The sequence below is a fragment of the Candidatus Poriferisodalis sp. genome, from assembly GCF_965215815.1.
In the GTDB taxonomy this organism is placed as follows: Bacteria; Actinomycetota; Acidimicrobiia; order Acidimicrobiales; family Poriferisodalaceae; genus Poriferisodalis.
This window is the reverse complement of sequence record NZ_CBDCEO010000013.1, coordinates 1,679,900-1,697,848: the sequence shown is the minus strand read 5'-3', so window position 1 is coordinate 1,697,848 and position 17,949 is coordinate 1,679,900. Positions and strand designations below refer to the sequence as shown.

Sequence of the window (17,949 nt, the reverse complement as noted above, 5' to 3'; positions counted from 1 at the left end):
TCATGCTGTGTTCTCGGGGTTGTTGGTGGTGGTCCGGCGGTTGTGGTCGAGCCGTCGTGTGCGGGCTCGTTGGAGGCCTTGCCGGCGGGCCTCGCGGATCGGTTCTCCTCGTTGGTGGTGTTCGTCGTCGGGGGTGACGTAGCCGATCGCTTCGTGCAGCCGGACTTCGTTGTAGTCGATCCGGATGCGTGCCAGCTCTGTGTCGAGCAACGCCGGGTCGGTGATCTCGTCGAGGTGGGGCCATTCGTGCTTGATGTGCCCGAAGAAGCTCTCGATCCAGGCTTGGTCGGTGGGGGTGCGGGGTCGGCCGTGGTGTTGGGCGATGGCCATCATCGCCATGTAGGCGCGGGTGTGGGGGCTGGTCATGGCCGGGCCGTTGTCGGACACGGCGAGCAGGATCGGCCGGTCGGGGTCGTCGATGTCGAGATCGAGGCGGTCGTCGGTGAGCAGCTCGTCGAGATCTTGGGCTAGCAGCGCCTGGTCGAAGATGACACGCACTTGGGTGGAGGTCTCCTCGGTCGAGACCAGGCTGGTGATCCAGTAGCGCGAGACCATGTCGACGATGGCGAACACGCAGCGCCGGGCCTGCCCGAAGTGGGTGACGTCCCAGATCCAGATCCTGTTCGGTTCGGTAGACCAGCCAGTGCGGCCACGGCGTGCGGGGCCGCCGTGGTGTCGGCGGCTGTTCGGGCAGCACAAGCCCGTGGGCAGCCAGAACGCGCCGGAACGTCGAGGGGGCCACCCACACCCGGCCCACATAGGAACCGCGGTGGGCGAGCTTGCGGTGCGACCGGTCGACCGGTCCCCACTCTTCAGCGACAGCGAGGACCTCCGCGACTTCGTCGGCCAGCAAGGCATGCACCGGCGCGCCGCCCGGGGCGAGGTCGCTGAGCGTGCCCAGCTCGCGTCGGCGGGCCCGCCAGCGGTGCACCCGGTCGTCGGAGACCTGCCACACACCGGTGGCCCATGTGTGCCAGAACCCGGCGGCAACGGCGTCGTCGACGGTGTTGAGGACCAGCTCTTTGGCCTCGGCGGGGACTCTCGCCGGGACCGGTCCGTTCAGTCCCAGCCGGATTTTCCCCGGACGATGGCCAACTCGATCGCTTGGACCTTGATCGCCTCGGTGAGCTGACCGATCTCTGCCCGGGCCGCTTCGAGCTCCCAGTTCCGTTCGGTGGCCGGGCGACCCGGCTTGCGGGCCAGCGCAGCCAGCGCCGCGTCCTTCACCGTCCGGCGGATGGAGATGATCGTCGACACATCGACCCCCCACTTCCGGGCCGCGTCGGCCTGGGTGATCTCTCCGCCCGTGACCTGCAAGTAGATCTCCCACTTCGTCTCCGCGGACAGCTTCTTCGGTCGACGCCGACCCTCGCTGACAGTCATCTGATGCTCCTTCACGCGTCAGCGAGAACACGATCAGACTTGGTTCATTCCACGGTGGACCCTCCGCGGCAAACTCAGACGCACAACAGATCGACCATCGAGATGACCCGGCCGGGGGCCACTCTTTGAGCTATCCGCGGGGTTTGGGCTCCGTCGTCGTCGGCGGCGATCTCGATGTCCTGGCCCGCCACGACCCTCAGCAGCTCGACCGCCCCAGCCAGGCCCGGGTCCCCGAAACGGGCGCAGAACCCGATGACGGTCTCGGCGTCGCCGAACAGCTCCGCGACCAAAGCGGCCCGTGCGCAGGGATCAGCCCACATGATCTGCGGTTTGCCTCGCCGGTCGTAGTCCTCACGCGACAACAGCCCCGCCAGCTCCGCTGCGGCCCCGGCGTCGATCCCGCCCAGCACCTCGATGCACTTGCGGACCCCGGACCTGATCAGCGTGATCGTGTCCTGGGTCAGCACCGAGTCCGCCACACCGGTCGAGTCCATCGTGCGGCGATGGCCGATCACCCCGGCGCGTTTGGCTGCGATCTTGACACGATCCCCCAAAAAGGACTCCATCCCGGCGCGAACCAGACGCGCCCGGAACTCCACCAGCACCACATGCGCTATCCCCCGATGCTCCAACGGCAAACCCAGCGCCGCTTTCCACGACATGTCGAACCGCGAACGGCGCTCCGCCTCGCGGTCCGACACGCCATAGAACAACTGCAACAACAACAACGCCGCCACCACCGACGGCGGATGCGACCGCCGACCACGGCCAGACGCGTACAACGCATCAAAATCGGCATCACAGAACAACTCGCCCCGAGCCTGCCCCAACGTCGCCAAGAAACCCTCAGTGTCGAGCAGGCCGCCCACCATCACCCCGACATCGAAAATCGAACCCTGACCATCAGCCGAACCGCGCACCCCACCATCATCCGCGATCACGCCCCCCAACACCAGGACCCACACCCGAACTTTCCGACCACCCTCCTAGATGTGCGGTCGCAGCACAGCGCCGCCCGTCCCCCACAGACGGACAATCAGGCAGGCCAACCCTTGGCCCAAGAACGACGTACAGGACACATGGCGGACAGTCCGCATCAAATGCGATGCGGAGCCGAAGAGTAAGCAATGAGGCCGAGAGCGCCGCTGCGGACGCCTCGTCCCAACGTCCGCCCAAGACGAAGCGGAAGGAGCAAACAAATGAACCTGCAGCGTCCTCAGACACCCTCAAGGCCAGGACAGCCCCCGCGACCCGGTGGACCACCCCCGCGGCCACAACCAGGGCCGCCGCCGAATCGACCCGGCAGTCCACCGCGACCCGGCCCAATCCCACCCCCGCACCGGGGCGGCATCTAGCCAGGGCCGTACTACTACGTCAATAGGCATCGGCTGGAAGCGTCATTCGGTCGGGCGAGCCGATCACAAAGGGTCTGACATGGCCGACAAGCTTCATGCTCACCTACAGATGATCCAAGGTGTCGTGACGCGTTTGGGTCACAACTCGTTCCTGTTGAAGGGCTGGAGCGTCATTCTTATCGCTGCGCTCTTGGCTTTCGCGGCGAATACTTCGGAAAGCCTCATTCTATTGGTCACTCTCGTCCCTATCCTAGCGTTCTGGGGCTTAGACGGATATTACCTCTGGCAAGAAAGGCGATACCGTGCTCTCTACAACCATGTTAGAACGCTCAATGCGGATGATCTTGAGTATGACCTCGATGTCAATGTGAGTCCCGATACCCAAAATGTGCGGTGGTTTCGTACCGTGTTCTCTCGCACCCTAGTTGGTTTCTACGGAACGATACTCGTGACAGTGGTCGTGATAATGGTTGTTTCGCTGGCAGGAGGAAGTGACGCCACTCCCCCTTGCCCCGCAGACTGTCCAGATACCCAATAAATTGCTCTATTCCCTTGTGGAGAGGAAATAAGATATGGCCCGCAAAGCGTTCTACAGCTTCCACTATGCAGCCGATGCCTGGAGAGCATCACAGGTCCGGAATATGGGAGTAGTCGACGGAAATCAGCCTGTTCAGGACAACAAATGGGAAGAAGTGAAACAGGGCGGCGACAAGGCAATCAAGGACTGGATCAACGACCAGCTGAAGGGGAGATCAGTAACGATTGTCCTGATTGGTGCGAACACAGCAGGCCGCAAGTGGATAAAATACGAGATCGAGCAAAGCTGGAAAGGCAAGAAGGGTGTTCTCGGAATCTACATTCACAATCTTCTCGACAGCAGCGGAAACAAGTCCGACAAAGGGGGCAATCCGTTTAGCGCGTTCAAGGTCGGGGACAAGTCGCTCGCTTCAATCGTCAAGGCGTACGACCCGTCGTACTCGACGAGCACCTACGTTTACGACCACATCAAGGGCAACTTGGATACTTGGGTAGAGGATGCCATCCGCATCAGAAACAACTATGGCTAGCGGTGCCTCTGCATTGTCAGGATCAGAATAGCGAGCATGACAACGCACGCAATTGTGACCACAGCAATGAACCATTTCTCCACTCTCTTGGCCCATGCTGCCCATCGTTGGGCTACCGATAGCGGCCGTCGGCGAGCTTGCCTCACTACTACTGAGTCGGCTGCCATGTCATGCCAGCCCTGCCGGGTTCTGCTCAACAGGATCGTGCCGCCACTCACGGCGGCGATTGCAATCGCTCTCCAATCTTCTCGCAGGTCTGGCCATAGCAAAAGCAGCGAAAACCCAATGCCCAACACGCTCCATCGATTGATCGCCTCCCGCCAGCTCAATGCTCGTCCGTCCTGGAACCGCACCACGCGGATTCCGGCCAACGCTCGCCCGGGTGAGCGCCCTTGTCCCATGCCCGCCAGACAGATCAACTCATACAACGACAAACTCGCGATCAGAAGCACAAGTTCACCGTCTGAGAACGACGAATCCGTGGAATCTGATTCTGCACTCTTCGCCGCATCCACGACCTCGACATCGCGTGCTTCACCACTGCATCCAGTGAATTGAGCGCAGTGCTTCGAGAGACGGTGTGCAGCGTGTCGGCTCTCGACTTGCGTCTCGCTGGGGCTTCCCCTCGCGTCAACCTCCCAGAGGCTTCGGAACCCATCCCCAGGCAGGCCCCAGAAGTAGCTCGCCCCGCCATAGAGAAGCGCCACAACAATTAGTGCCAAGAAGGTATCTGTCCCCCGCGCTACGAGCCGCGAGAGCGGCGCGGCGAGTTCCCGAGACTGTCCGTCGCCGAGCGTGATCTTGCCCATCGCCGTCGAGCGGTCCCCGTCGGGTGTCTTCTCCATGTTCTAAAGAATGCCGCGGCGCTCGAGAATGCGCGGCATCTGTTATCCCTGATATTGAAATTTCGTGAACCTGGTGTTACTTGGACTTCGCGCGGGGGTGATGCTGACTATTGCTGTCGTGAGTTGTGCGGAGGCCTCGTGGTACCTAGGAGACTGCTGATTTATTGGGCGCGATTTCCGCGTGCGGGGTGGGGGCGCGCGGGACAATGTCGGGGTGCAGGGCTCAGCGGTTCAGGATCGGGTGTTGTTGGACGCGGCGGCGGTGTGCGGGCATCTTGTGCCGCCGGGGTCGGTGTATGCGCTGTTGGCCGAGCATCGTGGCCGGCTGTTCGGTGACGAGTTGTTCGAGGATCTGTTCGGGTCGGGTCGGGGCCGTCCGTCGGTGCCGGGCGAGGTGATCGCTGCGGTGATGGTGCTGCAGGCTCTCGAGGGCCTGTCGGACCGTGAGGCGTGTCGGCGGTTGCAGACCGATGTGGCGTGGAAGGCCGCGGCAGGGCTGGCGCTGACCGAGGCGGCGTTCCATCCCACGGTTTTGACTCTGTGGCGCAACAAGCTGCGCGCGAGCGGCCGCCCGGATCGGGTGTTCGACGCGGTGCGGGAGCTGATTGCTGTGACGGGCGCTGTGGCTGGCAGTGCTCGGCGGGTGCTCGATTCCACGGTGCTCGACGACGCTGTGGCCCGTCAGGACACTGTGACGATGGTGACGAACCAGATCCGACGGGTCCGCAGGCTGGTTCCCGAACTGGGCGAGGTGCCGGTGCGCGAACGCAATCTGGACCCGGCGGGGCCGGTCGTGGACTGGTGCGATCCCGCCGACGCCGAGCGGCTGGTGTCCGAGCTGGTCGACGACGCTGTGGAACTGGCTGCGGCTGCGGCGGATCTCGATCTCGACGCTGCTCAGGCCGACGCGGTGGGCCTGTTGGGGCTGGTCGCGGGCCAGGACGTGGAGCCCGCCGGGGGGCCGGGACGGTGGCGGATCGCCCGCGGCACCGCGAAGGGCCGGGTGATCAGCGTGGTGGATCCCGAGTCGCGTCACACCCACAAGACCTCTCACAGCTACCGCGACGGCTACAAGGCCCACATCGCGGCCGAGCCCGACACCGGGCTGGTCACCGCTGCTGATCTCACCGGCGGCGACGCCGGCGACGCGGACGCAGCGATGGGGCTGCTCGACGGCGAGCCCGCCGGCACCACGGTGCTCGCCGACAGCGCTTATGGCACCGGGCAGCTTCGCGCCGATCTCGTCGAGCGCGCCATGGACGCGGTGATCAAGCCGCCGCCGCTGAGCGTCGCCGTCGAGGGCGGCTACAGCATCGACGACTTCGACATCGACTACAGCATCGACGCCGACACAGGCGAGTTCTCCGGCACCGTGGCCTGCCCCGAAGGCCACACCGTGCACATCACCCCCAAAGGCAACGCCCGCTTCGGCCGACACTGCGCCCGATGCCCCCAACGCGACCGCTGCACCACCGCGAAGAACGGACGCGTCATCAAGATCCACCCCCACCACGAACTGCTCAAAGCAGCACGCGTCCAAGCCCGCACCGACCGGTTCCAGCACCAATACCGCACCGTGCGGCCCATGGCCGAAAGAACCATCGCGTGGATCGTGCGCCGCAACCGAAGATGCCCCTACCTCGGCACCGCCAACAACCGGCACTGGCTGCGGCTGCGCGCCGCCGCGGTCAACCTCCAACGCCTCACCAGCCTCGGACTCCACCACAACGGCACCACCTGGGCCATCACCTGACCCAACCCCCACCGACAAGCCGAACCCGCAGCCCACAACCGAACCCCGCCGCGCCCCAACCCACGACCACAGCCCAACCAAGCCCAAAACACCGACACACCAACCGACTTACTCAGCAGTCTCCTAGGGCGTGCCGGCAACGCTTGGGCGTCTAGCCCTGAGACTGACGGAGGTTGATGACAGTCGGGGTTTCTCGTGAGAGGAAGTCCTGATGGACGATCGAGAGCAGCAACGCAAGATCCGGCATCGCCTGGCGGTGCTTCGCCACGCCGAGAGCTGGCGCTTGGGCTGCAGCGAGCTGGCGTCGGTGGGGGAGCTGTTGCGGTCCTATCACGACTGCGTCGCGGGATTCGCTCCCGAGACCGGCTTCGAAGAAGGCCCCCAGGCCGTCGCGGCGGGTCAGGTCGTGTGCCACGGGGACATAGCGCCGCGCAACACCGTGTTCGGGGACGGGCGGGCGACGGCGTTCATCGACTGGGGCGGGATCTTCGTCTCGACGCCGATGTGGGACCTCGCGCACGCCGTGTGGCAGTTCGCCCCTGTCTGCGACGATGCCGATCGGTGGCTGGATGGCTGGCCGAGCCCGCCCGACCGGTCGGCGCGCATCGCAGTGTTGGTCGGCGGCTATCGGCTGAGCGCCGACCGGGCCGATGAGCTCGCAGACATGGTCGTCGAGGTCATCGCCGGCTGCACACGAGCCGTCGTGCGCAAGATCGCTGCGGGGATCGGGGCGTTTGTCCAGATGGAACGCGAAGGCATCCTCGAGACGCTCGACAGCCAGCACCGAGCCGCCGAGCAGCAACACACGCTCGTCGCACAAGCCGCTGCTGCCGCCGGATTCGCCCACACCGAAGAGTGATCAACGGACCCTCGAGAAAACCGTGCTTGTCCTCTCGGAATCCGACTGTACGGTGCGACGGCAGTGAGTAACATGTTCGCAGCGGAGAGGACCGAAGTATTCGGTGCCGTGAGCTTGCTCCTCTGCTGACTCGCAGAACGTGCCCCGCTTCGGCGGGGCACGAACGCGTCGGGGGTCAGTTTGTAGCTGTGTCTCGTAGATGAGTGCGGAACTCACGGCCTCAGTCCCGTGCTCGTCGTCGGGGGAATCATCGTTCACGAGGAAGTTGCATGGCATCTACAGCAGCGTCTTGACACATTCCTGTTCCGCAAGCTCCGCCCTTTGAGGCACGACCACACCATGTTCGAGCTTCATGGTGGAGGACAGTATGCAGAACTGGACGAATCAGTGGCGCACGGCGAGCAGTTCGCTTGGTCGAATGCGAAATCTTGCTGACGTTCCGCTGTTCGCAGATTCTCGGGCCACGAGAGCCCTCCAGGCGGCGGATCTCGTTGCGTATGCGCTGTTCAGGTACTACTCGAAACCTGGTGGACGGCCCGATGAGCGCTACGCGCGCCGTCTCTGGCCGCACTTCGATGCCGACCGCGGACGAATGCACGGCCTCATCCACGACAGTGACTACTTCGGAAGCTGCCGGTGCCCCGCCTGCGCCAGCCGGCGATGAGTGGGTGACTGTCCGCGGTGAGCTTGGGGAAGATGTCCCGTCCCGGGAGCGAGCTTGCGTCAGTCGGGGAGCTGTTGGGGTCCTGTCACGACTGCGTCGCAAGGTTCGCTCCCGGCTCGGGCTTCTCCGAAGGCCCCCAGGCCGTTGCGACGGGTCAGGTCGTGTGCCACGGGGACATAGCGCCGCGTAACACCGTGTTCGGGGACGGGCGGGCGACGGCGTTCATCGACTGGGACGCGATCTTCGTGGCGTCGCCGATGTGGGACCTCGCCCACGCCGTGTGGCAGTTCGCCCCTGTCTGCGACGATGCCGATCGGTGGCTGGGTGGCAGCGCCGGCTGGGATGGCTCTCATCGTCCTGGCGGCTCGAGGTCGCGGTCCGATCGGCGCTGGACGACATTCCCAGTTGAGCGTTCCCGGGTGCTCCGGAACTCCACATCGCCGTTGACAACTTGGTCAACACTCTTTAGGCTGCACTTGTGGACGAGCAGTCGAGCATCGCACAGGTTCTCCGCAAGGCGCGAGAGGCCAAACAGCAGTCGCTACGGAGCGCTGCGGCTGATTTGGGCGTGAACCCGTCGTATCTATCGCGGGTCGAGAACGGCGCCCGTCCGCCGTCAGCCAATCTGCGGGAGCGGGCCGAAGGGGTGTACGGGATCGACGCCGACACGCTCGCGCTGTCGTCAGGGGTCGTCCCCGAGGACGTCATGGAGATCATCCGACAGCATCCCGAGGTGCTCGCCGAGCTGAGGGCGAAGTATGGCTGACGATCCGAACGTCTTCTTGGGCATGACGATCGGCAACCGCTACCGCATCGAGGAGTGTGTGGGACGCGGCTACTTCTCGTTCGTGTTCAAGGCCTTCGATCAGCAGGACCAGGTCCCTGTCGCAGTGAAGGTGCTCAAGCTGGGACATGCGGGTTCGACAGCAGCAGTACTGGAATTCGATACGGAGGGCCGTCTGCTCCAGTCGCTTCAGAGCAGGAGCAACATCGTCGGTCTCCACTCCTCAGGCATGAGTGCTGTGCCGATCAGCGTCCAAGGTGCGAGCACTGTCTTGAATGTGCGATTTCACGCGATGGAACTCGCTGACTTGGCTCTTGTCGACCTGCTCGTATATCGGGACCAGGTCAGCTGGCTGGACAAGCTCAGCATCTTCCGCGATGTCGTGTCCGGCCTGCATCAGATGCACATAAGCCACGTCGCCCATCGGGACCTCAAGGCTGACAATGTGCTCCTTTTCATGGTCGGCAACAGACGAGTCGCCGCCAAGGTGTCCGACTTGGGCCGGAGCCGGGACCTCTACGACAGTGCCAGGCTTGACCCACCGGCGTACGAGTGGGGACGAGGCGACCGGTTTCACGCCCCGCCTGAGCACTTTCTGGGCCTCGGGAGATCATCCGAGGATGATTTCAAGTACGCCGACTTCTATCTGGTCGGATCGGTCTTGTGCGAGATCATCTCCGGTCAGCAGATGAACTCGCTGGTGCCTCCCTCTAGCGCCACGTCACAAGCATTCCTTGCGGCTCTGCCAGCTGAGCGGGAGGCCATGTTCGGCACGTGGACGTCGCGAGCCGTGATGGAGTACTCCAACGCCATCTCCCTCATCTCAGGTGACGTCCCAGCAGCCATACGGCATCAGGTCGTCGAGCTGCTGACACAGCTCTGCCACCCGGTTCCGAGGATGCGAGCGACGAGACAGCGACGCGAACAGAACCTGCCGCGATGGGGACTGGATTGGGTGCTTCGACGAGTGGACATCATCATCAGGCGACTCAAGGCTGACAACAGAGTGCCTTCCAGAGTCGCAGCGCAGACGGGGCCATAGCGATGCTTGATCAGGCAACAGCGTTGATGGACCGCCGCGAGAGCGCGAACTTCTGGAGTCACGCAAGCTTCTCGCACTTCGGAATGCAGCACCCGGCTTTGCACAGCCCTCCTTCGACGGTGGTCGAAGTCGAGACCCCCGGCGTCGGCCAGTCGGAAGCCGAGTCCGCCAGCCGGGGCCTCTTCGACGCTCGATCGCTCGCCGAGAGACATCCTGAGTCCCCGACAGCCCTCGCGAGGCTGGCAGCGGCCGAGTTCGCTGCTGGCAATCGAGTCAGCGCTGAACGAGCATCAGCGAACGTGCTCAAGTGCGATTCCTTCGATGCCCCGGCGCTGGCCGTGGCGACCCATGTGCTCGCCTCGCTGGGCGAGTTCACTGACGCAGAGCGCGCGATACGCAAAGTGCAAGCGTCAGCTTCGAGCGACGAGCAGAGGAACGCAGCAGCCGGCATCGGTGCGCGCGTCTCGCTGCAATACCGCCCACCTGAAGAAGCGTTGGGGCTCTTGCACGACTGCGACGACCCGGCGGGTTTGACGCTGCGGGCATGGATCCTGTCGAAGATGGGAAGGCCCGCTGACGCAGCTCGGGACCTCCGCGCGTCATTGAAGGCGCTGCCGGACAACCCGATCGCATGGCACGAACTCAGCTACGCCCACACATTGCTGGGTTCGCACACCAAGGCCCTCAAGGCGTCGCTCATCGCAAGTCATCTCGCACCGGCGGACATGACCATCGTGGGATCGCTGGTCGCTCTCCTTGTGATGCGGGAGCGCTACGACGATGCCAGCCGAGCCGTCGACCGTCTCGTCTCCCACCGGCCCGACAATCTTCGTTTGATCCGTCTGCGGGCCGCCGTGCAGAACGTGTCGGGCGACACTTCAGGAGCGTTGCGGCGGCTGCGCAGGGCCATGAGAACCACGGCGTGGAAAAGCGCCGATCTCGCCCAGCGAGAGGAACTGCAACTCGATGCTCGGCTGCTGAGCCTCTACGAGAAGCATGCCGCGAACGGACAAGAACGAGCCACCATAGAGGCCATCGCTGCCCTGAAACGATGCGGCTACCGAAGCCTCGACATCGCGTGCTACATCGCTGACACGACATTCTCCGTAAAGGACCTTGAAGTACTTGAACGGGCGTACGGCGAACTCAGTGCCGTCCACGAAGAAAGCTCTTCCCTGCTCGGAATCGAGAGCACCATCGAATACCTCAGGTTTGACTTCGACGCGAGCACCGAAGCCGCAGTCGAACGTGCCCGACAGCAACCCGGCTCTGACACAGCCCAAATGCGCGCTTCATACATGCTCTTGATGAGTGCCGGCGACTACGAACAAGCCGCGAGAATCTGCCGCAACGGAATCCGGCTCGGTCTGCGCGGCCCAAGCCTCCGCAACAACGCAGCCTTCGCCCTGGCCATGATGGGCGACACCGGCGCAGCGGAGCGCATGCTTCCGGACACTGACGAAGCACCCTTGTCGTTGGCGACGGCGGGACTCATCTCAATGGTCAAGGGAAATGTGCGCAGCGGCGAAGCCATGTATGACGAATGCGCCTCGCTAGCGCGTTCGCAGGGAATGGACGACACCGCAAGGCAAGTCGACATGCACAAGATCTTGGCGCGAGTAGTAGTTGGATTGCCGATCCCGCCAGACGCACTCACGCCGTTCAGCGAACTGGTCGAGACTGAGCCCAGATATGCGTTGATACACAAGGCGCTCGACAGGGAAACCGGTCGCGCCTAAGCGCAAGGCCTTCAACGAGACGCTTGCTAGACGCTACGTGCCTCTCTTGTGATCTGCCGATCGGTGGCTGGCCGAGCCTGCCTGACCGGTCGGAGCGCATCGCAGCGCTGCTGGGCGGCTACCGGCTGGGCGCCGAGCGGGCCATGAGCTCGCCGCCAGGGTCGTCGAGGTCTTCGCCGGCTGCTGCCGGGTCCGCCCAAACCGAAGAGAGATCACCGGGCCCTCGAGAAAACCGTGCTTGTCCTCTCGGAAGCTGAGTGGACGGGCCGCAGCAGGCACGGGGCAGAGCAAGCCGTGCCTGCACGGTGTGAAGGGACTCAGCGGGAGGGGGTGGGCAGAGCGTCGCTCACTGCGCGTCGAACCGAGGATGACACCGAGCGATCCTCGGCTGCGGCAACCGCTCTGATCTATTCGTACACACTCGGCGGAAAGCGCACGGCGATCGGATCGGACAGCCTCGGTGTGCGTCGTTGCGCTGGTCCTTGGGGACGCAGGTTTTCTGGTTGGCTCTAGAACTCGAATTCCTCGGCGGGGGTCATGCGCTCAGCGTTCATCTGTCCTCCATGTATTGGGCGATGAGGTGCGAGGGTGCCTCGTAGCAGCCGTTCGCTAGCGTCGCCCGAGGAGCAAGTGCCAGCGCGAAATTGACAACGCGTTGACCCAGCAATCAGGAGGGAGTAGGCAAATGACTGCGACGTACACCGGGCCAAGAGAGATCGTCGTGCATCGGCCGACTCCTGACGAGGCACGGAAGGCGCTTGAAGCGGCGATCGCCGAGACCGGATTCACACGCGAGGAACTTGAGGAACAGGCATGTGCCGGTCGGTTCGAGACCGAACTGGCGCGTCAGACCTGGTTCTGCTTGCCGCCTCGTGCCGAACGACCTCGGTGCGCAGGCACGTGATTTCCCAGCATCGCTGACGGACCTGCTCAACGACAGTCAGTTCTATGAGACACAGTTGCTAGCGGAAATCCGCCGTAATCCAGACATTGCCCGTGATGCTGTCGCGAAGCTCGACCGCAGTACGTGAGCCCGTCCAGACTTCGTTTGGCGGAAACTCCGGCTGAGAAAGCGCGGCAGGTCAGCGTCAATCCCCGCCACGGCATACGCACTCTCGCGGTCTGTCCGGTGTGCTGAAGTGGGAGCCATGTCAACAAGTCTTGGCAGGAAGGCTCACATCGAGAGTCAGTTCGGCCGAGTGGCAGACATGTATGCGGTTTCCGAGCATCGCACCGGCTCTGATCTCGACGCATTGATCGAGTTCGCAGAACCCGTCAGCGATGACGTCGTCTTGGATGTTGCGACGGGCGCTGGTCATGTAGCGCTGGCCCTGGCGCCGTTGGTCTCATCAGTCGTCGCTGCCGACCTCGCCACGGGGATGGTCGACAAGGCACGTGAGCGTGGCGGCGCTCAAGGTGAAGATGCCCGGGAAGTGTGTGAGATGTTCCGCGGCGCGCCCGATGCAGCCAAGGAGTACTTCGAGATCGAGATCGTTGACGACGTCACCGAGAGCTTCAGCGATGACAAGATCGTCATCCGAGCGACGAGTCCGAGACTTTGACGGGCGAGCCGGAGCCCAAGGCTGGGCGTGTTACCGAGTTCGTCAGGATCGGTGACACGGTCCGGCGTCCTGCGACCGGTTCCTCCGCGTCGGTCCAGCAGCTGCTCACCCACCTCGAGCACGACGGCTTCGATGGCGCCCCCCGCTTCCTCGGCGCCGAGCCCGACGGCTCAATCGTGCTCAGCTGGGTCGAGGGGTGGGTGCCGGCCGATGCCGAGTGCTGGCGGCTGGGCCTCGGCGAGCTGGCGTCGGTCGGGGAGCTGTTGCGGTCCTATCACGACTGCGTCGCGGGGTTCGCTCCCGAGACCGGCTTCGAAGAGGGCCCCCAGGCCGTCGCGGCGGGTCAGGTGGTGTGCCACGGGGACATAGCGCCGCGCAACACCGTGTTCGGGGACGGGCGGGCGACGGCGTTCATCGATTGGGACGGGATCTTCGTGTCGACGCCGATGTGGGACCTCGCGCACGCCGTGTGGCAGTTCGCCCCTGTCTGCGACGATGCCGATCGGAGGCTGGGCGGCTGGCCGAGCCCACCCGACCGGTCGGCGCGCATCGCAGCGCTGGCGGGCGGTTACCGGCTGGGCGCCGGCCGAGCCGATGAGCTCGCCGCCATGGTGGTGGAGGTCATCGCCGGCTGCACACGGGCCGTGGTGCGCAAGATCGCTGCGGGGATCCCCGCATTCGTGCAGATGGAACGCGAAGGCATCCTCGCCACGCTCGACAGCCAGCACCGCGCCGCCGAGCAGCTCCACCCGCTCATCGCCCAAGCCGCCACTGCTGCTCGCCCTAGTTCGGCTCACTGCTCAGGATGATCTCCAAGCCTCAAGAAACGACGACCGTCCAATCGAGATCGGGAAGTACGCTGCCACGGGAGCTCGAATCGAGTTCCCCGCGGAGAGGACCCGAGTATTCGGTGCCATGAGCTTGCTCCTCTGCTTTCTCGCAGAACGTGCCCCGCTTCGGCGGGGCACGAACGCGTCGGCACGTTCGAGTCCACCACGACTCGCATCGGCGTGGATCAGCTTGCGCGGCGAGCTCTGCGGACTTGCCGTACCTCCTCAACGGCAATGTCGAGTGCCTCGTCTTCGCCAAGGTCTGAGTTGTTCGCAGCGTTCGCGGCGAGGTCAGCGCTGACAGATGCAGCGTCGGCTGAGTAGAGCGCCCAAGCCGACTGTCGAGTGATGCCTAGGGCCTTGCCGATGGCTTCCCATGTCGCGCCCACCTCGCGAGCCGCAGCCACCGTCTCGCGCTTGAGATCGTCGCACTCGTCGATGGCGCGCACGAGTTCCCGCAGCACTTCGATGGGCTTCGTCGGCAGGCGATCGTGAGCGATGAGGCTCATATTCGTCAGTTTAGCCTGACAACACAACCATGACCGTTGCGGATGTTTCGGCGCTTGTGCCCCGACTCCATCAGCGAGTTGCCGCAGTTCTATTGCAAGACCGCGCAGGTAGCCCACATCGACAAACGCTGCGCTGGTGGGCGGCTGTTGGCTGAATCGACGACCGAACTGCGCTCAGTTCCCTTCGTATTCGCGGGGGTTCGTGTCACAACTGTTCGCTAGCGTCACCCGAGGAGCAGGTGCCAGCGCGAAATCGGTAACGCGCTGATCCAGGAATCAGAAAGGAGTAGGCAAATGACTGCGACGTACACCGGGCCAAGAGAGATCGTCGTGCATCGGCCGACTCCTGACGAGGCACGGGAGGCGCTTGAAGCGGCGATCGCCGAGACCGGATTCACCCGCGAGGAACTTGAGGAACAGGCACGCGCCCGTCGGTTCGAGACCGAACTGGCGCGCCAGACGTGGTTCTGCTTGCCGCTTCGTGCCGAATGACCTCGATGGTGACGCCGGCCACAGCGCAGCAGGTGATGGAGTTCGTCCTGGACTTCGAGCGGTACCGGCAAGTCGACTCCAAGATCATCGCTGTGAGAGCCGTGGTTGGACCGGACGAGAGCGGGCGCGGCCGGGTGCGGTTGTGGACGCGGCTGAAGTGGACCCCTCCCGTTCCCGACTTGCAGCTTTTCGAATTGGAACGCTGGAGCCGGCTCACGTTTACGGGCGCTCCTGGTCAGCTTGCCCGGCTCGCCTTCAGATTCACGGGCACCGTCGAGTGCGAGCCGACTTCAGGCGGCACGCTGGTGACCCACTCTTACGATCTGGCCTTTCGCGGTCCGTTCCGCATGCTCGAAGTCCCGCATCGGCGATGGCTCCAGCGCGATCTCGACGAGGAAATGGCACGGCTGGCAGGCCTCCTGTGACCCGCCTGATCGGTCGGCGCGCGTCACAGCGCTGGTCGGCGGCTGTCGGCTGAGCGCCGGCCGGGGCGATGAGCTCGCCGCCATGGTGGTGGAGGTCACCGCCGGCTGCACACGGGCCGAGGTGCGCAAGATCGCTGCGGGGATCCCCGCATTCGTGCAGATGGAACGTGAAGGAATTCTCGCCACGCTCGACAGCCAGCACCGCGCCGCCGAACAGCTCCGCCCGCTCGTCGCTCACGCCGCAAGGCAACGCGTACTGAACAATCCAGTTGACAGCCTTCGTGCGTCTGTCCTAGGCAGTCGCGGTGACACTCGCTTCAGCGGCGCTCACCATCGCCGCACTGTTGATTCCCGGAGTCGCTTTCATCTGGGGTTACGAGCGATGGAATGAGGTCTACGCCCGACGCGCGCGGGACTGGCCGTTTCGTTTGGCGGCAATCTCCGTTGTCTATCTCGCCGTCGCGTCAGGCACGATCTACTGGCTGGCTTCCAACTACTGGGCTGATCTGGCGAAGCTCGAACCGGTTCCGAAGTGGCTCGCGTTCGTACCATTCGCTTACGTCGTCGGTGCTGTCGCGATGGGTTTCGCCCTGGGAGGCCTCGTACGCTGGGTTGGCGGTTACTACGGCATAGGTTCCTACGCGTCCGCCCAAGGCCCCAAGCGCGATCTGCTCATCTCACGGGCCGTTCCCTTTGGTGAGAACGGCGCTCCGATCGCACCTCACAGCGGCACAGAGGATTCCGGCGGCCCCGAGCTACGCACGAGCCTGCTCGTCAAATGGGACGACATCGAAACACTCGAATTCACCACAACCGACAGCGGATGACAGGAGGCAGCGCAATGACGAACCGAGCAGTCCCCGGACGCGTCGGGCTGATAGAGAAGCGCGGCGGTTATGCCCCCACACGAGACTGGCCTGAGGACATCCCGATCGAGGATGTCTATGGCCCGGTGAACGACAGCTCAGGTACTCCCGAGCCAGCCGACTCGACACAGAGCGACGACGCATAGCCAGCGCCGCAGCGTCGCACGGGGTCAGCCTGTCCGCGTGGCTCAATGCCGCTGCAGAGCGGGCGATCCGTATCGAGGACGGGCTTGCGGCCGTGCGTGAGTGGGAAAAGGAGCACGGCCAGCTCAGCGCCGAGGAGCTGGCCTGGGCTGACAAGGTGATCGCTTCCGACATGAGGGCATGAGTCAGCGGCGTGCCCGGCTACACGTGAGACACCGGCGCGCTGATTGCTGCTGAACGCAATGACCGACGGGTGTGGGCGTTGCATCAGGGGGTGCTCTCCGAAGGCCTGACGCCGACGGTTCCCGCGGTCGTGTTGGCTCAGGGTTGGCGAGGTCGTCCGCAGGCGTCTCGGCTCAATCGGGGGCTTCTGGCGTGCGTTCGTAGAACTGGACATAGAACGCGGCGTCGTGCGCGGGTTCGATGTGATGGTTGGTGCCGGGAATGATCGGAACGCGTTCTCCCGACGCTGCATGGACTCGCCGCGGCGTGTCATCGACGAACAGCACCGAGCCGTCGACCACGACGAGTTCGGCCCATGTCGATGTCACATGGGACTTGGTCAGCGCCGGGGGGACGTTGGCGGCGTCGAACGTGGGTGTTCGGCGAGCTGGCGTGGCCGTAGCGGGAACCCTTGGACTGTCTGGCGTGATGAGCCGAAACTACGCGACCAAACGCTCGCGAACCGCAGCCACATCCGGAAGCGAGACACCGGTTGCCGAAGAACCGCTGCAGGGCAGATCGGCCGGGCCGGCGAGTTCGCCGTCATGGTGGTGGAGGTCATCGCCGGCTGCACACGAGCCGTGGTGGCTCCCGATCGCTGCAGCTTCCTTCAAGCTTGCTCCACGGCGAGTGACTCAGAATCCACAGTCCGGCAGGTCGAAGACTGTTGTTTCTGGGATGTGTACAGGCGCATGCCGTCCGCAGTCGGCATCCGGGTAGCGCGTGTACTTACGGCATCGCTCCCCGTCGGGTCGCAGCCTGCGGCACCGCACCCTTACGTGTCTGCGCATACGGTCAGCTTAAAATGAGCCGCTCTTGATCTCCTGGTGAGCGCTGCACAGAGTGCGAACAGGCTGTACGACCGCATGGAGCAGGAGTGCCTTGGCATTGGGTTCGACTTGGACACGTCTCTGTGGGACGAGGCGGAAACCGCAGCGGTCATCCTCGGTGCAGTCCGTGCTGACCAAGGGCTGATTCGCTAGTCAATCGGCTTCAGACCATCCCGCCGGGTCAGAGACCAGAGTGACGGACCGCTCTCGATTCCAACCTTGCGCACGATGTCATCCCAATGACGCTGGATGAGCGCTGCCATCTGGGATTTGTCCATGTTCTTGGTGCTCGTGAGGAATACCGCTCTGACTGCTGATCGCATCAGGTGATCGCGCTCGTTCTTGTCGCGGCGGATCCTCTTGTCCCGCGTGATGAAGATCAGGTCACGGCCACGTGCGCCGAGCGCGTCGAGCAGGTCGGGATCCTTGACGGACACTGGGATCTCCGGAATCGCAGGGTGCCCAACCCAGTACACGAGTCCTGGGCGGAGGGCGTCAAGCTCGTAGGCGACGCCCAGGATGTTTTCGTCAATGAAGACTCCGCTGAACGTGCTGCCTTGCGCCATGGTGTTGCGAGC

General features: G+C 64.0%; 25 protein-coding genes. 18 read left to right on the top strand and 7 right to left on the bottom strand.

The window, feature by feature from the left end:
• A complete protein-coding gene (locus ACOOHB_RS17760; protein WP_420445356.1) occupies positions 1 to 573 on the bottom strand; it encodes an integrase core domain-containing protein in 573 nt (190 codons plus the stop codon).
• On the opposite strand from ACOOHB_RS17760, the gene ACOOHB_RS17755 reads away from it, so the two are divergent.
• Positions 563 to 1,132, top strand: coding sequence for a hypothetical protein (locus ACOOHB_RS17755; protein WP_420443610.1), 570 nt, complete (start codon positions 563 to 565; stop codon positions 1,130 to 1,132). The two genes, ACOOHB_RS17760 and ACOOHB_RS17755, sit on opposite strands and share 11 nt — an antisense overlap.
• On the opposite strand, the gene ACOOHB_RS17750 is transcribed toward ACOOHB_RS17755, so the two are convergent.
• On the bottom strand, positions 1,060 to 1,383 hold the full coding sequence (locus ACOOHB_RS17750; RefSeq protein WP_420443611.1) for a hypothetical protein: 324 nt from the start codon (positions 1,381 to 1,383) through the stop codon (positions 1,060 to 1,062). The two genes, ACOOHB_RS17755 and ACOOHB_RS17750, sit on opposite strands and share 73 nt — an antisense overlap.
• A gap of 74 nt (positions 1,384 to 1,457) precedes the next feature.
• Complete coding sequence (locus tag ACOOHB_RS17745) at positions 1,458 to 2,324, bottom strand: transposase (protein WP_420446129.1); 867 nt, start codon at positions 2,322 to 2,324, stop codon at positions 1,458 to 1,460.
• A 493-nt stretch (positions 2,325 to 2,817) separates the two neighbouring features.
• Here ACOOHB_RS17745 and ACOOHB_RS17740 point away from each other — a divergent pair, with 493 nt between their 5' ends.
• Positions 2,818 to 3,276, top strand: a complete 459-nt coding sequence (locus tag ACOOHB_RS17740; RefSeq protein WP_420446128.1) for a hypothetical protein — start codon at positions 2,818 to 2,820, stop codon at positions 3,274 to 3,276.
• Positions 3,277 to 3,310: 34 nt separating this feature from the next.
• Complete coding sequence (locus ACOOHB_RS17735) at positions 3,311 to 3,805, top strand: TIR domain-containing protein (RefSeq protein ID WP_420446127.1); 495 nt, start codon at positions 3,311 to 3,313, stop codon at positions 3,803 to 3,805.
• On the opposite strand, the gene ACOOHB_RS17730 is transcribed toward ACOOHB_RS17735, so the two are convergent.
• A complete protein-coding gene (locus tag ACOOHB_RS17730) occupies positions 3,802 to 4,614 on the bottom strand; it encodes an RDD family protein (RefSeq protein WP_420446935.1) in 813 nt (270 codons plus the stop codon). The two genes, ACOOHB_RS17735 and ACOOHB_RS17730, sit on opposite strands and share 4 nt — an antisense overlap.
• A 250-nt stretch (positions 4,615 to 4,864) precedes the next feature.
• Here ACOOHB_RS17730 and ACOOHB_RS17725 point away from each other — a divergent pair, with 250 nt between their 5' ends.
• From ACOOHB_RS17725 to ACOOHB_RS17680, 10 genes are all read left to right on the top strand, one after another.
• A complete protein-coding gene (locus tag ACOOHB_RS17725; RefSeq protein ID WP_420443206.1) occupies positions 4,865 to 6,403 on the top strand; it encodes an IS1182 family transposase in 1,539 nt (512 codons plus the stop codon).
• 211 nt (positions 6,404 to 6,614) lie between these two features.
• On the top strand, positions 6,615 to 7,262 hold the full coding sequence (locus ACOOHB_RS17720) for a phosphotransferase (RefSeq protein ID WP_420446126.1): 648 nt from the start codon (positions 6,615 to 6,617) through the stop codon (positions 7,260 to 7,262).
• A 352-nt stretch (positions 7,263 to 7,614) separates the two neighbouring features.
• Positions 7,615 to 7,926, top strand: coding sequence for a DUF3800 domain-containing protein (locus tag ACOOHB_RS17715; RefSeq protein ID WP_420446125.1), 312 nt, complete (start codon positions 7,615 to 7,617; stop codon positions 7,924 to 7,926).
• 32 nt (positions 7,927 to 7,958) lie between these two features.
• Complete coding sequence (locus ACOOHB_RS17710; protein WP_420446124.1) at positions 7,959 to 8,498, top strand: phosphotransferase family protein; 540 nt, start codon at positions 7,959 to 7,961, stop codon at positions 8,496 to 8,498.
• Entirely contained in the window at positions 8,405 to 8,692 is a 288-nt protein-coding gene (locus tag ACOOHB_RS17705) for a helix-turn-helix domain-containing protein (protein WP_420446123.1), read from the top strand. Before ACOOHB_RS17710 ends, ACOOHB_RS17705 begins: the two co-directional genes overlap by 94 nt.
• Positions 8,685 to 9,752 carry a protein kinase domain-containing protein gene (locus ACOOHB_RS17700; protein WP_420446122.1) on the top strand — a complete coding sequence of 356 codons (1,068 nt, stop codon included), beginning with the start codon at positions 8,685 to 8,687 and terminating at the stop codon, positions 9,750 to 9,752. Before ACOOHB_RS17705 ends, ACOOHB_RS17700 begins: the two co-directional genes overlap by 8 nt.
• 2 nt (positions 9,753 to 9,754) lie before the next feature.
• Positions 9,755 to 11,491, top strand: coding sequence for a tetratricopeptide repeat protein (locus ACOOHB_RS17695; RefSeq protein WP_420446121.1), 1,737 nt, complete (start codon positions 9,755 to 9,757; stop codon positions 11,489 to 11,491).
• Between the two features lie 685 nt (positions 11,492 to 12,176).
• Positions 12,177 to 12,395 (top strand): hypothetical protein, encoded by a 219-nt coding sequence (locus tag ACOOHB_RS17690; RefSeq protein WP_420446120.1) that lies wholly within the window; start codon positions 12,177 to 12,179, stop codon positions 12,393 to 12,395.
• A gap of 304 nt (positions 12,396 to 12,699) precedes the next feature.
• Positions 12,700 to 13,053: a class I SAM-dependent methyltransferase gene (locus tag ACOOHB_RS17685; RefSeq protein WP_420446934.1), complete on the top strand. Its 354-nt coding sequence runs from the start codon at positions 12,700 to 12,702 to the stop codon at positions 13,051 to 13,053.
• The gene (locus ACOOHB_RS17680; protein WP_420446119.1) at positions 13,050 to 13,862 is read left to right on the top strand and encodes a phosphotransferase; all 813 of its coding nucleotides are present in this window, start codon (positions 13,050 to 13,052) and stop codon (positions 13,860 to 13,862) included. The genes ACOOHB_RS17685 and ACOOHB_RS17680 overlap by 4 nt, the downstream gene beginning before the upstream one ends.
• A gap of 206 nt (positions 13,863 to 14,068) precedes the next feature.
• On the opposite strand, the gene ACOOHB_RS17675 is transcribed toward ACOOHB_RS17680, so the two are convergent.
• Positions 14,069 to 14,392, bottom strand: coding sequence for a hypothetical protein (locus ACOOHB_RS17675; protein ID WP_420446118.1), 324 nt, complete (start codon positions 14,390 to 14,392; stop codon positions 14,069 to 14,071).
• A 294-nt stretch (positions 14,393 to 14,686) separates the two neighbouring features.
• On the opposite strand from ACOOHB_RS17675, the gene ACOOHB_RS17670 reads away from it, so the two are divergent.
• From ACOOHB_RS17670 to ACOOHB_RS17655, 4 genes are all read left to right on the top strand, one after another.
• A complete protein-coding gene (locus tag ACOOHB_RS17670) occupies positions 14,687 to 14,884 on the top strand; it encodes a hypothetical protein (RefSeq protein WP_420446117.1) in 198 nt (65 codons plus the stop codon).
• A complete protein-coding gene (locus ACOOHB_RS17665; RefSeq protein WP_420446116.1) occupies positions 14,881 to 15,309 on the top strand; it encodes an SRPBCC family protein in 429 nt (142 codons plus the stop codon). The genes ACOOHB_RS17670 and ACOOHB_RS17665 overlap by 4 nt, the downstream gene beginning before the upstream one ends.
• 305 nt (positions 15,310 to 15,614) lie before the next feature.
• A complete protein-coding gene (locus tag ACOOHB_RS17660; RefSeq protein WP_420446115.1) occupies positions 15,615 to 16,136 on the top strand; it encodes a hypothetical protein in 522 nt (173 codons plus the stop codon).
• A gap of 14 nt (positions 16,137 to 16,150) precedes the next feature.
• A complete protein-coding gene (locus ACOOHB_RS17655) occupies positions 16,151 to 16,321 on the top strand; it encodes a hypothetical protein (protein ID WP_420446114.1) in 171 nt (56 codons plus the stop codon).
• Between the two features lie 354 nt (positions 16,322 to 16,675).
• On the opposite strand, the gene ACOOHB_RS17650 is transcribed toward ACOOHB_RS17655, so the two are convergent.
• Positions 16,676 to 16,972: a DUF1971 domain-containing protein gene (locus ACOOHB_RS17650; RefSeq protein ID WP_420446933.1), complete on the bottom strand. Its 297-nt coding sequence runs from the start codon at positions 16,970 to 16,972 to the stop codon at positions 16,676 to 16,678.
• Between the two features lie 396 nt (positions 16,973 to 17,368).
• Here ACOOHB_RS17650 and ACOOHB_RS17645 point away from each other — a divergent pair, with 396 nt between their 5' ends.
• Positions 17,369 to 17,524 carry a hypothetical protein gene (locus tag ACOOHB_RS17645; RefSeq protein ID WP_420446113.1) on the top strand — a complete coding sequence of 52 codons (156 nt, stop codon included), beginning with the start codon at positions 17,369 to 17,371 and terminating at the stop codon, positions 17,522 to 17,524.
• On the opposite strand, the gene ACOOHB_RS17640 is transcribed toward ACOOHB_RS17645, so the two are convergent.
• Entirely contained in the window at positions 17,521 to 17,937 is a 417-nt protein-coding gene (locus ACOOHB_RS17640) for a hypothetical protein (RefSeq protein ID WP_420446112.1), read from the bottom strand. The two genes, ACOOHB_RS17645 and ACOOHB_RS17640, sit on opposite strands and share 4 nt — an antisense overlap.
• Positions 17,938 to 17,949: the final 12 nt, after the last annotated feature.

What these genes read in the sequence shown, in the direction of transcription:
- ACOOHB_RS17755 (WP_420443610.1), top strand. Translation starts at nt 563, where the DNA reads ATGGCGAACACGCAGCGCCGGGCCTGCCCGAAGTGGGTGACGTCCCAG.
- ACOOHB_RS17750 (WP_420443611.1), bottom strand. Translation starts at nt 1,383, where the DNA reads ATGACTGTCAGCGAGGGTCGGCGTCGACCGAAGAAGCTGTCCGCGGAG.
- ACOOHB_RS17740 (WP_420446128.1), top strand. Translation starts at nt 2,818, where the DNA reads ATGGCCGACAAGCTTCATGCTCACCTACAGATGATCCAAGGTGTCGTG.
- ACOOHB_RS17735 (WP_420446127.1), top strand. Translation starts at nt 3,311, where the DNA reads ATGGCCCGCAAAGCGTTCTACAGCTTCCACTATGCAGCCGATGCCTGG.
- ACOOHB_RS17730 (WP_420446935.1), bottom strand. Translation starts at nt 4,614, where the DNA reads ATGGGCAAGATCACGCTCGGCGACGGACAGTCTCGGGAACTCGCCGCG.
- ACOOHB_RS17720 (WP_420446126.1), top strand. Translation starts at nt 6,615, where the DNA reads ATGGACGATCGAGAGCAGCAACGCAAGATCCGGCATCGCCTGGCGGTG.
- ACOOHB_RS17715 (WP_420446125.1), top strand. Translation starts at nt 7,615, where the DNA reads ATGGTGGAGGACAGTATGCAGAACTGGACGAATCAGTGGCGCACGGCG.
- ACOOHB_RS17710 (WP_420446124.1), top strand. Translation starts at nt 7,959, where the DNA reads ATGTCCCGTCCCGGGAGCGAGCTTGCGTCAGTCGGGGAGCTGTTGGGG.
- ACOOHB_RS17700 (WP_420446122.1), top strand. Translation starts at nt 8,685, where the DNA reads ATGGCTGACGATCCGAACGTCTTCTTGGGCATGACGATCGGCAACCGC.
- ACOOHB_RS17695 (WP_420446121.1), top strand. Translation starts at nt 9,755, where the DNA reads ATGCTTGATCAGGCAACAGCGTTGATGGACCGCCGCGAGAGCGCGAAC.
- ACOOHB_RS17690 (WP_420446120.1), top strand. Translation starts at nt 12,177, where the DNA reads ATGACTGCGACGTACACCGGGCCAAGAGAGATCGTCGTGCATCGGCCG.
- ACOOHB_RS17685 (WP_420446934.1), top strand. Translation starts at nt 12,700, where the DNA reads ATGTATGCGGTTTCCGAGCATCGCACCGGCTCTGATCTCGACGCATTG.
- ACOOHB_RS17675 (WP_420446118.1), bottom strand. Translation starts at nt 14,392, where the DNA reads ATGAGCCTCATCGCTCACGATCGCCTGCCGACGAAGCCCATCGAAGTG.
- ACOOHB_RS17670 (WP_420446117.1), top strand. Translation starts at nt 14,687, where the DNA reads ATGACTGCGACGTACACCGGGCCAAGAGAGATCGTCGTGCATCGGCCG.
- ACOOHB_RS17665 (WP_420446116.1), top strand. Translation starts at nt 14,881, where the DNA reads ATGACCTCGATGGTGACGCCGGCCACAGCGCAGCAGGTGATGGAGTTC.
- ACOOHB_RS17655 (WP_420446114.1), top strand. Translation starts at nt 16,151, where the DNA reads ATGACGAACCGAGCAGTCCCCGGACGCGTCGGGCTGATAGAGAAGCGC.
- ACOOHB_RS17640 (WP_420446112.1), bottom strand. Translation starts at nt 17,937, where the DNA reads ATGGCGCAAGGCAGCACGTTCAGCGGAGTCTTCATTGACGAAAACATC.